This window comes from Streptomyces sp. HUAS CB01 (assembly GCF_030406905.1).
Classification (GTDB): Bacteria; Actinomycetota; Actinomycetes; order Streptomycetales; family Streptomycetaceae; genus Streptomyces; species Streptomyces chengbuensis.
In genome coordinates this window covers 3,428,310-3,440,637 of the sequence record NZ_CP129137.1, presented here as the reverse complement: position 1 = coordinate 3,440,637, position 12,328 = coordinate 3,428,310, and the positions used below count along the sequence as shown (strand labels likewise).

The following is a 12,328-nucleotide window of genomic DNA, read 5'->3' as shown; positions in this document are numbered from 1 at the left end:
GCATGGGAAAGCTGGACGGGCGCGTCTTCATCGTCACGGGCGCGGCGCGCGGGCAGGGCGAGCAGGAGGCGCGGCTCTTCAGCGCGGAGGGCGCCCGGGTCGTCCTCGCCGACGTGCTCGACGACCGGGGCGAGGCGGTGGCCAAGGAGCTCGGCGGGCTGTACGTCCATCTCGACGTCGGTGACGAGGCCGGCTGGGTGACGGCGGTGACCGCGGCCAAGGACGCCTTCGGCCGGATCGACGGCCTGGTCAACAACGCGGGCATCCTGCGCTTCAACGAGCTGGTCAGCACGCCCCTGGAGGAGTTCCAGCAGATCGTCCGGGTCAACCAGGTCGGCGCGTTCCTGGGTATCAAGACCGTCGCGCCCGAGATCGAGGCGGCGGGCGGGGGCACGATCGTCAACACCGCCTCGTACACGGCGCTCACGGGCATGTCGTACGTCGGCGCGTACGCCGCGACCAAGCACGCGATCCTCGGTCTGACGCGGGTCGCCGCGATCGAGCTCGCCGCGAAGCGGATCCGGGTCAACGCGGTGTGCCCGGGGGCGGTGGACACCCCGATGAGCAATCCGGACGGCGCGGACCCGGACGCCCTGGACGGGCTCTACCGGCAGCTCGTGCCGCTCGGGCGGGTCGGGCAGCCGGAGGAGGTGGCGCGGCTCGCGCTGTTCCTGTCCTGCGACGACTCCTCCTACATCACCGGGCAGCCGTTCGTCATCGACGGCGGCTGGCTGGCCGGCGTCAGCGTTCTCTGACGGATCGTCAGGCAAGGTGCTTCCCTCTATTGACGCCCCGGACGCACGGTGGAACAGTCGACGGAGTCGGACCTGACGATGCGTCAGAAACGTAGGACGGGACGGTGAACACCCTTGGAATTCGGGCTCTTTGTTCAGGGATACGTCGGCAAGCGCGCCGAGACCGACCCGCTCGCCGAGCACAAGGCGCTCATGGAGGAGACCGAGTACGTCATCCAGGCGGACACGTCCGGCTTCAAGTACGCCTGGGCCTCCGAGCACCACTTCCTGGAGGAGTACTCGCACCTCTCCGCGAACGACGTCTTCCTCGGCTACCTCGCCCACGCCACCGAGCGGATCCATCTCGGCTCGGGCATCTTCAACCCGCTCGCGCAGGTCAACCACCCCGTCAAGGTCGCCGAGAAGGTCGCCATGCTCGACCACCTCAGCGAGGGCCGCCACGAGTTCGGCTCGGGGCGCGGCGCCGGATCGCACGAGATCCTCGGCTTCCTCCCGGGCATCACCGACATGAACCACACCAAGGAGATCTGGGAAGAGACCATCGCCGAGTTCCCCAAGATGTGGCTCCAGGAGGAGTACGAGGGCTTCCAGGGGAAGCACTGGTCACTGCCCCCGCGCAAGGTGCTGCCGAAGCCGTACGGGAAGTCCCACCCGCCCATGTGGTACGCGGCCGGATCCCCGCCCTCCTACGCCATGGCGGCCCGCAAGGGGCTCGGCGTGCTGGGCTTCAGCGTCCAGAAGGTCTCCGACATGGAGTGGGTGCTGGAGCAGTACAAGACCGCGATCCGCGAGGCCGAACCCATCGGCGACTACGTCAACGACAACGTGATGGTGACGTCGACCGCGGTCTGCGCCCCGACGCACGAGGAGGCGGTGCGGATCGCGGCGGGCGGCGGACTGCACTACCTGCAGTCGCTGGTCTTCCACTACCACGACACCTTCCCGCGGCCCGAGGGCTTCCCCGTCTGGCCGGAGACCCTGCCGGAGTTCAGCGAGGAACTCATCGAACTCCTCATCCAGGAGGAGCTGCTCATCTGCGGCGACCCGGACGAGGTGCTCGCGCAGTGCAAGCGGTGGGAGCAGGCGGGAGCGGACCAGCTGTCGTTCGGTCTGCCGATCGGGATCTCCAAGGAGGACACCCTCCAGACGATCCGCCTGGTCGGCGAGCACGTCATCCCGAAGATCGACACGGACCCGGTCCACCGCACGACCCGCTTCCGCGAGTCCGCGTGACCGGGGCCTGACGGCCCGACGCCCGGGTCGGAGCGGCCGCCCCGGCCGGTCCGAAGGCCCGGGCCCGGACGCCCCGGCCCCGGGCGTTCCCCGCTCCCGGCCGGTCCGGCCGCGCCCGGCCTCGTCCGGGACGGGCGTGGCGGCCGGGGAGCGGACCGCCGGCAGGCGTCCGTGCGCTTCGGCGGCGGGCGATCCGCCGACCGGGGGTACGTGGCGGGGCGAACCCCCGCCTCCAGGACCGCGGGCGGTGGCATCCCGGGCCGCCTCCCGCATCCGGCCCGGTCGGAGGGCGACGCGGCTGCGGCCGGCCGCGGCGCACCCCGACCGGGCCACGCTCACGTCGCCGTACGCCCGGACCGTTCCGGCCCGCATCCGCCCGCCCGGCGGACGCACGCGTCACCGGCCCGCATCCGCCCGCCCGGCGGACGCACGCGTCACCGGCCCGCCCCCGCCAGGCGTCCGCACACAGCCGCAGGCGCCGCCCCCAGCCGACCCGACCCACCCCGGCCGCCCCCGATCCCAACGCCCCCGAGCGAAACGCTCCCCCCGACCCCGACGCTCCCCCCGACCCCACCGGCGCCGCCCCGGCGCCCACGGCACCGGCGCCCGGCCCTCGATGCCGGCGCAGCGCCCCGCACGCGAAAGGGACGACCATGCTCGACCACCTCATCACGCGCGCGACCGTCGTCGACGGCACCGGCGCCCCCGCCTTCACCGCCGACGTCGGCATCCGCGACGGCCGTATCGCCGTCATCGCCGAACCCGGCACCGTCACCGAGGAGGCCAGGACCGCCGAGGACGCGACCGGGCTGGTCCTCACCCCCGGCTTCGTCGACCCGCACACGCACTACGACGCCCAGCTGTTCTGGGACCCGTACGCCACCCCGTCGCTGAACCACGGCGTGACGACGGTCGTGGGCGGCAACTGCGGCTTCACCCTCGCGCCGCTCAACCCCGAGCGCCCCGAGGACGCCGACTACACACGGCGGATGATGTCCAAGGTCGAGGGCATGTCCCTGGTCGCCCTCGAAGAGGGGGCGCCGTGGAACTGGCACACGTTCGGCGAGTACCTGGACGCGCTCGACGGCCGTACCGCCGTCAACGCGGGTTTCATGGTGGGCCACTGCGCCCTGCGCCGGCACGTCATGGGCCCGGACGCGATCGGCGGCCGGCCCACCGAGGAGCAGCTCCGGCAGATGCGCACGCTCCTCCACGACGCCATGGACGCCGGGGCCTGGGGGCTGTCGACCACCCAGTCGTCCACCCACTCCGACGGCGACGGCAACCCCGTGGCCTCCCGGCATGCCGAGCCCGCCGAACTCCTCGCGCTCTCCCGGGCCGTCGGCGAGCACGAGGGCACCCAGCTCGAGGCGATCGTCGCCGGCTGTCTGGACCGGTTCGCGGACGAGGAGATCGACCTGCTCGTCGAGATGAGCGCCGCCGCGGGCCGGCCGCTCAACTGGAACGTGCTCACCGTCGACGCCGCCGTACCCGAACGCGTCCCCCGCCAGCTCGTGCCGAGCGAACGGGCCCGCCGCGCCGGCGGCCGGATCGTCGCCCTCACCATGCCGATCCTCACCCCGATGAACATGTCGCTGGGCACCTTCTGCGCCCTCAACCTCATCCCCGGCTGGGGCGGGATCCTGGGCCTGCCCGTACCGGAGCGGATCGCGAAACTCCGCGACCCGGACGTCCGCGCGGACATGCTGCGCCGCGCCGCGTCCAAGGAGGCCGGCGTCTTCCGCAGGCTCGCCGACTTCGAGCGGTACGTCGTCGGCGACACCTACTCCGCCGCGAACGAGGGCCTCACCGGACGCGTCGTGCGCGACATCGCCGCCGAACGCGGACAGGACCCCTTCCAGTGCCTGGTGGAGATCTGCGCCAACGACGGTCTGCGCACGGTGCTGTGGCCGATGCCCACCGACAACGACCCGGCCAGCTGGGCGCTGCGGGCGGAGACCTGGCAGCACGAGGACGTGCTGCTCGGCGGCTCCGACGCGGGCGCGCACCTGGACCGCATGTGCGGGGCGCCGTACACGACGAGGTTCCTCGGCGACTGCCTGCGCGGCCGGAAGCTCGTGGGCCTGGAGGCGGCCGTGAAGATGCTCACCGACGCCCCGGCGCAGCTCTTCGGGCTGCGCGAGCGCGGCCGGATCACCGAGGGCCACCACGCGGACCTGGTCCTCCTCGACCCGGAGCGGATCGACGCGGGACCGGCGACCCTCGTCCACGACCTGCCCGGCGACAGCCCGCGGCTGGACTCGCGGGCGACGGGCGTCGTGTCCGTCCGCGTCAACGGGGTCGAGGCCATCCGCGACGACCGGGTCACCGGCGCCGTGCCGGGCCGGGTGCTGCGCTCCGGCCGCGACACCAGGACGGTGAGCACCAAGTGACCGGTGGGCTCCGGGCGGCCGGGCGGTCCGCCGCGCCGCGGACGGTCCCCGAGCAGCGGCTCTTCATCGGCGGGGAGTGGGTCGAGCCGGGCCGCGGCCACTACGAGGTGATCGACCCGGCCACGGAGGAGGTCGTCGGTCTCGCGCCCGAGGCGAGCCGGGACCAGGTGTACGAGGCGGCCGCGGCCGCCCGGGGCGCGTTCGAGGCGTGGTCGCGTACGGCCCCCGAGGAGCGGGCGGCGGTCCTGGACCGGGCCGCGGACGTCGTCCAGCGGGAGTTCGACGCTCACGTGGAGCTCGCCCGGGCCGAGACGGGCGCCACCACGGGGACCGCGCGGGGCATGCAGGTCGCGGTCGGGGTGTCCCGGTTCCGCCGGTACGCGAAGGGCGCGCTGGAGCCGGTCGAGCGGGGCCTGCCGCCGCAGGTCAACGAGGCCGGCCCGATGGGGCGGGCGGGCGTCTTCGGCGCGCTCGCCGCGCGCCGCCCGGTGGGCGTGGTCACCTGCATCACCTCGTACAACAACCCGTGGGCGAACCCGGCGGGGAAGGTCGCCCCGGCGCTCGCGATGGGCAACACGGTCGTGGTGAAGCCGGCCCCGCAGGACCCGCTGTCGGTCTACCGGATGGCCGAGGCGCTCGCCGAGGCGGGCGCCCCACCGGGGGTCGTCAACGTGGTGAGCGGTTCCCGTACGGAGGTGGGGGAGGCCGCCGTGGACGCGCCCGACGTCGACATGGTCAGTTTCACCGGTTCCACGGCCGTCGGGCAGCGCATCGGCGAGGTGTGCGGGCGGAGCATGAAGCGGCAGCTGATGGAGCTGGGCGGCAAGGGCGCGGCGCTGGTGTTCGACGACGCCGACCTCGACTCCGCGGTCCTGGGCATCGGCACGACGTTCGCCTTCTACAGCGGTCAGATCTGCACCGCGCCGACCCGGGTGCTGGCCCAGCGCGGGGTGTACGGGCGGCTGGTCGAGCGGCTCGGCGCCTTCGCCGGCCGGCTGAAGGTCGGCGATCCGGCGGAGCGGGACACCGTGGTGGGCCCGGTGATCTCCGCCGCCCACCGGGATCGCGTCGAGTCGTACATCGAGCTGGGGAGGAAGGAAGGCGCACGCCTGGTCGTGGGCGGGGAGCGCCCCGCCATGGCGCGCGGCTTCTACGTCGCCCCGGCGCTCCTCGCGGACTGCGGCAACGACATGCGTGTCGTCCGGGAGGAGATCTTCGGCCCGGTGGTGGTCGTGGTGCCCTTCGACGACGAGGAGGAGGGTGTGGCGCTGGCCAACGACAGCGACTACGGACTGATCGACTACGTCTGGTCGGGCGACGTGGCCCGGGCGTTCCGGGTGGCGCGGCGGCTGCGGGCCGGCGGGGTCGGCGTGAACACGGTGGGCCGGAACATGGAGGCCCCGTTCGGCGGCTTCAAGAAGAGCGGGGTGGGGCGGGACGTGGGTTCGTACGCGCTGCACGCCTACAGCGAGCTGCAGGCGATCGTGTGGCCCGGTGGCTGAGCGGCCGGGCCGGGAGACGGCCGGGCCGCGGCCGGGAGACGTAGGTCACGGGAAATTTTCCAAACGGGCAAAACGGACACGGCTGCGGTTTTCGCAATCCGGAACGGCCCGCCCGGTGCCTGTGAATGCCGATATTCGGCGCGACCTGACCTTTCAATCCGTGGCCTACCTTCCGTGGCTGCATAGATATCCAAGGTCCCGTATCCGAAGTTGAGCCTTCCGGATACGGGAACCGCAGCACTTAACGTCCTCCTCATGACTCAGCTGGAGACGCGGCCCCAGGTCGGAGACACGGTACGGGGACGCTCTGAAGGGGGCGTCCGGGCCAAGGGGCTGGAGAAGAATTCCGTCGGCCTCCTCGGCAGTGCGGTCATCGGCATCTCGACGGTCGCCCCCGTGTACTGCCTGACCTCGACCCTCGGTTCCACCGCCGGCGAGGTCGGCCTGCAGATGCCCGCCGTGTTCCTGGCCGGCTTCCTGCCCATGCTGCTCGTCGCCTTCGCCTACCGCGAGCTGAACCGGGTGATGCCGGACTCCGGCACCTCCTTCACCTGGACCGTGAAGGCCTTCGGCCCGCGCGTGGGCTGGATGTGCGGCTGGGGCCTGGTGATCGCCACGATCATCGTGCTCTCCAACCTCGCCGGCGTCGCGACGTCGTACTTCTGGCTGCTCGCCGGGGAGATCACGGGCAGTGAGTCGGTCGCCGCCCTCGACGGCAACAAGGCCGTCCACATCCTCACCTGCCTCGTCCTCATCGCCGTCGCCACCGCGATCAGCTACCGCGGCATGACCGCCACCAAGCGCGTGCAGTACGCCCTGGTCGGCCTCCAGCTCGTCGTCCTCGCCGTGTTCGTCGCGATGGCCCTCCAGAAGGCCGGCAGCGGCGCCTTCGACACCGGCATCGACTTCTCCTGGTCCTGGATGAACCCCTTCGCGGTCCAGTCCTTCGCGGCCTTCACCGCCGGACTGTCGCTGTCGATCTTCATGTACTGGGGCTGGGACGCCTGTCTGTCGACCAACGAGGAGACCACCGGCTCCGACCGGACCCCCGGCCGCGCCGCCCTCATCGCGATGGTCGTCCTCGTGGGCTCGTACCTCGCCACCGGCGTCGCCGCCCAGATGGCCGTCGGCTCGGGCGACAAGGGCCTCGGCCTCGCCAACCCGGACACCTCCGACAACGTCTTCGCCGCGCTCGCCGGCCCCGTCATGGGCCCGGTCCTCGGCGTCGCCCTCTTCGTCGCCGTGCTCGCCTCGGCCGCCGCGAGCCTGCAGACCACGTTCATCCCGGTCGCCCGCACCGTGCTCGCCATGTCCTCGTACGAGGCCCTGCCCGAGTCCTTCTCCAAGGTCCACCCGCGCTTCAAGGTCCCCGGCCGCGCCACCGTCGTCGCTGGCGTCGCCACCGGCGCGTTCTACACCGTGATGACGCTGGTCAGCGAGCACGTCCTGGTCGACACGATCTACGCCCTCGGCCTCATGATCTGCTTCTACTACGCGCTGACCGCCTTCGCCTGCGCCTGGTACTTCCGCGGAGAGCTCTTCCGCTCCGGCCGCGACTTCGCCTTCAAGGGCCTCTTCCCCGTCCTCGGCGGCCTGCTGCTCTCGGCGGTCTTCGGCAAGACGCTCTACGACATGTGGGACCCGGCGTACGGTTCCGGCTCCGCGGTCTTCGGCGTCGGCTCGGTCTTCGTCATCGGCGTCGGACTGCTGCTCCTCGGCGGCGTGATCATGCTGGTCATGCAGCGGCGCAGTCCGGCGTTCTTCCGGGGCGAGGTCCTGAGGAAGGACACCCCGTCGCTGGTCATCCCGGACTGACCGGCGGTCCCCGACCGACCGCGGCCCGGACCGGCCCGCGGTCCTGAACCGTCCGGCCCGCCCGCGAAGGGCCCGGCCGCTGTCCCCGGAGGTTTCCCGGGACAGCGGCCGGGCCCTTCGGGTTCAGGGCTGCCCGGGGCCGCCCGGCAGCGCCCGCAGCCAGTCGACCAGGAGCCTGCTCACCTCGTCCGCCCGCTCCTGCTGGACCCAGTGGCCGCAGCCCTCCAGGATGTGGGAGGACACCAGACGGGGAAGGGTGGTCGGATAGGCCTTGATGGCGTCCGCCATCCACAGGGTGGGCCCGTCGTGCTCCCCGCCGATGAACAGGGACGGCTGGGTGATCGGCGCCCCGTCCCAGGCCGCGAGATCCGCCCAGTCCCGGTCGATGTTGCGGTAGCGGTTGAGCGGGCCGGTGAGGCCGCCGCGCTCGAACTCGCCCGCGTAGAAGTCCAGATCCTCCTCGGTGAGCCAGGACGGCAGCGGACCGCGGGGGAACCGGTCGCGGAGCCTTCCCCCCGCCGGGACGAAGAAGCGCGGGCCGTCGGCCGAGGGCTTCACCCCGCCCGAGGCGCCGGCGTAGAACCCGGCCAGCCAGGACCGGACGTCCGGCTCGATCTCGGCCTCCGCCCGGCCGGGTGCCTGGAAGTACTGGATGTAGAACTCCTCCGCCCCGCCCAGCAGCGCCAGTGCCTCCGTGGGCGGCAGCCCGCCGCCCCGCGGCGCGTAGGGCACGCTGAGCAGCGCCACGGCGGTGAAGAGATCCGGCCGCAGCAGGGCGGTGTCGGCGGCGATGGGCGAGCCCCAGTCGTGCCCCACGATCACCGCGGACTCCGCGCCGAGCGCCTTCACCACCGCGACGTTGTCGGCGACATGGGCCAGCATCCCGTACGCCTCCCGCCCGGCGGGCTTCGACGACCGCCCGTAGCCGCGCACGTCGATCGCGACCGCGTGGTAGCCCGCGGCGGCGATCACCGGGAGCTGATGGCGCCACGAGTACCAGGACTCGGGGAACCCGTGGACCATCAGGACCAGCGGCCCCGAACCCTGTTCCACCAGATGGATGCGTCCGCCCGGGGTGTCCACCAGGCGGTGCCGCAGCGGCTGCCCGGTCTCGGCGGAAGAGCTGACAGGTGGGGACATCCGGCCTCCTGGGGCGCCCCGGGCTCCGGCCAGGTGCCGGCGGCGGCCCGTGGGCAGGTCATCGGTACCCCTCAGGCATACCGTTCAGCCGCGGTCCGCGAACGTCCCGCGGGGGGAGGCCGGGTTCCCGGGAGGGTCCGGTCCCGGGCGGCGCGTAGCCGCCCCGCGGCCCTCGCCGTCAGGCGTCCTTGTGCGCCTTGAGCTTGCGCCAGACCGCGCTCAGGGCCTCCATGTCCCGCTGGTCCAGGACATCGGTGAAGACGGGCGCCAGGCACGCGCGCCGCGTCGCGTCGGCCTCCTCGAAGACCCGGCGCCCCTCGGCGGTGAGCGCGACCTCGACGGAACGGGCGTCCCTGGCCGACGGCGTACGGGAGACCAGCCCGCGGGCCTGCAGCGCGTCGAGGACGCGGGACACCTGGCTGCGGCTGAGCATGGTGCTGTTGCCGAGTACGGAGGCGGCGACGGGCTCATCGCTGCTCGCGAGCCAGAGCATCACCTCGAACCAGGAGACGGGCAGGTCGTGGGCCCTGGACAGGGCGCGGTCGACGCGCTCGGTGAGCACGGTCCCGGCCCAGACGAGGCCGTAGAAGGCGTGATCGGCCTCGGGCATCTCCGCCGGGGTGAGTTTCCTGGTCGCCATGCCTCCGATCATACCGGCTTGCGTGTGTGCACACACAATGCTTAAGGTGTGTGTACACGCACGGATCTCCCGAGTGTGCTTTCCCTCCACTTCCGAAGGAACCCTCATGTCCTCCTCCACCACCCCCAAGGTCGTCCTGATCACCGGCACCTCCTCCGGCATCGGCCTGGCCGCCGCGGTCGCCGCGGCGAAGGCCGGCTGGCGCACCGTCGCGACCCTCCGCGATCCGGGCCGCGCCGACGCGCTCCGCAAGGCCGCCGCCGAGGCCGGGGTCGAGCTCGACGTCCGGCAGCTCGACGTCGTCGACGAGGCGTCCGTCGCCGCCGCGGTCGACGGGGTGGTCGCCGACCACGGACGGCTCGACGCCGTGATCAACAACGCGGGCGCGGGGCACCTCGGCACCCTGGAGAACGACACCGTCGCCGACGTCCGCACGGTGATGGAGGTCAACTTCTTCGGCGTCCTCAACGTCTCCAAGGCCGCCTTCCCCCACCTGCGCGCGGCCGGCGGCCGGCTGATCACCGTCACCAGCGTCGGCGGCGTCGTCGGCCAGCCCTTCAACGAGGCGTACTGCGCCGCGAAGTTCGCCGTCGAGGGCTACATGGAGAGCCTGGCGCCGGTCGCCGCGTCCGTCGGCGTGAGCGTGTCCGTCGTCGAACCGGGCGCGGTGGCGACCGAGTTCGTCAACAACGTCGGCCTCGACCTGGAGGCGGAGATCGCGTCGGCCGGCCCCTACGCCCCCGCCCTCGACGCCTACGTCAACCGCACCGTGGCCCAGTTCCTGACCGGCGCCCAGACGCAGGACGAGGCCGCCGCGGCCGTACTGGAGGCGCTGACGGCGGACCGGCCCGCCTTCCGTCTCCAGACCTCCGACTGGGCCCGCGACTTCACGGGCATGAAGCTGAACGACCTGGACGGCTCGGCGGTGCTCGGGACCACGGGCGGCTGGGTGGCGTGAGCCGCCGCGGAGAGGGCCGCCGTGCCGCCCGCCCGGCGCGGGTCCTCGTGGCGCCTACCCCGGGTGCCCCGGGAAGACCGGGTTCGTGGGAGGGGGCCCGCCGGGCCGCCGACCCGGCGCGGGTCCTCGTGGCGCCTACCCCGGGTGCCCCAGGAAGACCGGGTTCGTGAACGCCGCCAGCGGCCCCGGGAAGCCCGGGACCGGCACGACCGCCGGGTGCCGCACCTCCGCGCGGACGTACGCCGCGTACGCCGCCGTCGTACGCCACTCCACCGTGCCCGTGCCCTCCGCGGGCAGCGTCGCCGTGTGCAGTACGCCCTGGTCGGTGACGATCCGCGCGGTGCGGCCCGGGGCGCCGGTGACCTCCAGGCGGACCGTCACCGGGTCGTCCGCGTCCACCCGGAGCCGCTCGCCGATACCGGCACGCCGGCCCCGGCCCCCGTACGCGGCGAACGACAGCGACACCGCCGACGACTCGGCCACGTAGGACCGGCCGGCGCGCAGGCCGTCCAGGATCGCCTCCCGCGTCAGGTCGTCGGCGAGGACGACCGTCTGCGGCGTGCCGACCGCGTCCGGGTCCCGGTGCGCGTCGCTGCTGCCCATCGCGGGGGTCCACCGGCCGCCCGAGCGGACGGCGGCGACGAGGGTGCTGTCCCAGTCCGCGAGGGACACGTCGTCGTCCGGGGTGTACGGGCCGTTCCACACCTCCACCGCGTCCGCGTCGCCGAACCCGAACTTCCAGTTGCAGCCGATGCAGGTGGCGTGCGGGTGCGCGGGCACGACGAGGCCGCCGGCGCGGCGGATCGCCCGGGCGTAGTGGCCGAAACGGTTGTCCCTGGCCCGGTAGCGCCAGTCGACGAACGTGCCCGGGTCGGTGCCGAGCGCCACGACATGGCCGTTGCGGGTGGTGACCTCCTCGCCGAGGAGCACCAGCAGGTCGTCCCCGGCGGCGTCCGCCCACGCCCCGTGCGCCGCGTGCGTGTTGTGCTCGCTGCTGTTGACGAAGTCCAGCCCCGCCGCCCGGGCGAGGGCCGCGATCTCTTCGGGGGTGCGGCGGCCGTCCGAGTACCAGGAGTGCAGATGGCAGTCGCCCCGGTACCAGTCACGCCCCCGGCCCTGCGCCCGCTCCGGCGGGTACACGGGCTTCGGCGTGGGCGCCGGCTTCCCGTACGTGAGCGTGACGGTCACGGTGTACGCGAGGCCCTGCGGCGCGATCGTGTACGGGCCGAGCGCGATGTGCCACGTGCCCGCCCGTACCGGCCCCGCGACGTAGCCGGGCGTCGCCTCGTCGCCGCGGATGAAGAACTCGCTGCGCGCCCCGCCCGACCAGCCGCGGAAGCCCTCGCCGCCGAGCGCGGTGCCGCGCTCGTCGAAGATGCCGATGTCGAGGGCGTTGCCCTGGGTCCCGGCCGGGACCTGCGGCCTCTCGTACGTGTACGACACCCGGATCTCCGCGACCCCGCGCGGCACCTCGACGGGCAGGTACACGAAGTCGGGGGAGCCGGGCGGCAGGGTGCCGCGCACGACCTTCGTGGTCTGTCCGGCCGCGGTGCCCGCTGCCTCGGCGAAGCTCACGCCGCCCAACGTAAGCGCGGCGGCCGCTCCCGTCACGAACAGTCCGCGTCTGCTGAGGTTCGCGTCGTCCTCGTTGCACATGCCGTCGGCTCCCCGGGGTGGTGAGAGGGACAGGAGTGGTACTGGTGCCTGGTGTCCTCAACCTCGTACCCGGCCGTGAACGGGACGGCAAGGGGCGGGGATCGACGGACGACCGGGACATGGCGTTCCGCCGTCACGCGCGGGGGACGCGCGCCGTCCCCCTTCCGGTCCCGCACTCTCGGAATCTCGCGGCGCAGCGCGTAGCTTGGGCCCCGCCACCACCACAGCCGACGAGG

At 73.0% G+C, this 12,328-nt stretch carries 9 protein-coding genes; 6 read left to right on the top strand and 3 right to left on the bottom strand.

The genetic code is table 11. The annotated features are described in order from the left end of the window. The first annotated feature begins 2 nt into the window (after positions 1–2). The 5 genes from QRN89_RS15135 (at position 3) to QRN89_RS15115 (ending at position 7,698) form a co-directional block, all read left to right on the top strand. Complete coding sequence (locus QRN89_RS15135; RefSeq protein WP_290349924.1) at positions 3–755, top strand: SDR family NAD(P)-dependent oxidoreductase; 753 nt, start codon at positions 3–5, stop codon at positions 753–755. 114 nt (positions 756–869) lie between these two features. Continuing rightward, positions 870–1,988: an LLM class flavin-dependent oxidoreductase gene (locus QRN89_RS15130; protein ID WP_290349923.1), complete on the top strand. Its 1,119-nt coding sequence runs from the start codon at positions 870–872 to the stop codon at positions 1,986–1,988. 653 nt (positions 1,989–2,641) lie between these two features. After that, positions 2,642–4,381 (top strand): N-acyl-D-amino-acid deacylase family protein, encoded by a 1,740-nt coding sequence (locus QRN89_RS15125; protein WP_290349922.1) that lies wholly within the window; start codon positions 2,642–2,644, stop codon positions 4,379–4,381. Then, a complete protein-coding gene (locus QRN89_RS15120) occupies positions 4,378–5,883 on the top strand; it encodes an aldehyde dehydrogenase family protein (protein ID WP_290349921.1) in 1,506 nt (501 codons plus the stop codon). Before QRN89_RS15125 ends, QRN89_RS15120 begins: the two co-directional genes overlap by 4 nt. 255 nt (positions 5,884–6,138) lie before the next feature. Further along, the gene (locus tag QRN89_RS15115) at positions 6,139–7,698 is read left to right on the top strand and encodes an APC family permease (protein ID WP_290349920.1); all 1,560 of its coding nucleotides are present in this window, start codon (positions 6,139–6,141) and stop codon (positions 7,696–7,698) included. Between the two features lie 123 nt (positions 7,699–7,821). Here the strand turns inward: QRN89_RS15115 and QRN89_RS15110 are convergent, their stop codons facing one another. Both QRN89_RS15110 and QRN89_RS15105 read right to left on the bottom strand, forming a co-directional pair. After that, complete coding sequence (locus QRN89_RS15110) at positions 7,822–8,838, bottom strand: alpha/beta fold hydrolase (RefSeq protein WP_290349919.1); 1,017 nt, start codon at positions 8,836–8,838, stop codon at positions 7,822–7,824. A gap of 178 nt (positions 8,839–9,016) precedes the next feature. Continuing rightward, positions 9,017–9,478, bottom strand: a complete 462-nt coding sequence (locus QRN89_RS15105) for a MarR family winged helix-turn-helix transcriptional regulator (protein ID WP_290349918.1) — start codon at positions 9,476–9,478, stop codon at positions 9,017–9,019. Between the two features lie 106 nt (positions 9,479–9,584). On the opposite strand from QRN89_RS15105, the gene QRN89_RS15100 reads away from it, so the two are divergent. Continuing rightward, the gene (locus QRN89_RS15100; protein ID WP_290349917.1) at positions 9,585–10,436 is read left to right on the top strand and encodes an SDR family NAD(P)-dependent oxidoreductase; all 852 of its coding nucleotides are present in this window, start codon (positions 9,585–9,587) and stop codon (positions 10,434–10,436) included. Between the two features lie 135 nt (positions 10,437–10,571). Here the strand turns inward: QRN89_RS15100 and QRN89_RS15095 are convergent, their stop codons facing one another. Then, complete coding sequence (locus QRN89_RS15095) at positions 10,572–12,092, bottom strand: CehA/McbA family metallohydrolase (RefSeq protein ID WP_290349916.1); 1,521 nt, start codon at positions 12,090–12,092, stop codon at positions 10,572–10,574. Positions 12,093–12,328: the final 236 nt, after the last annotated feature.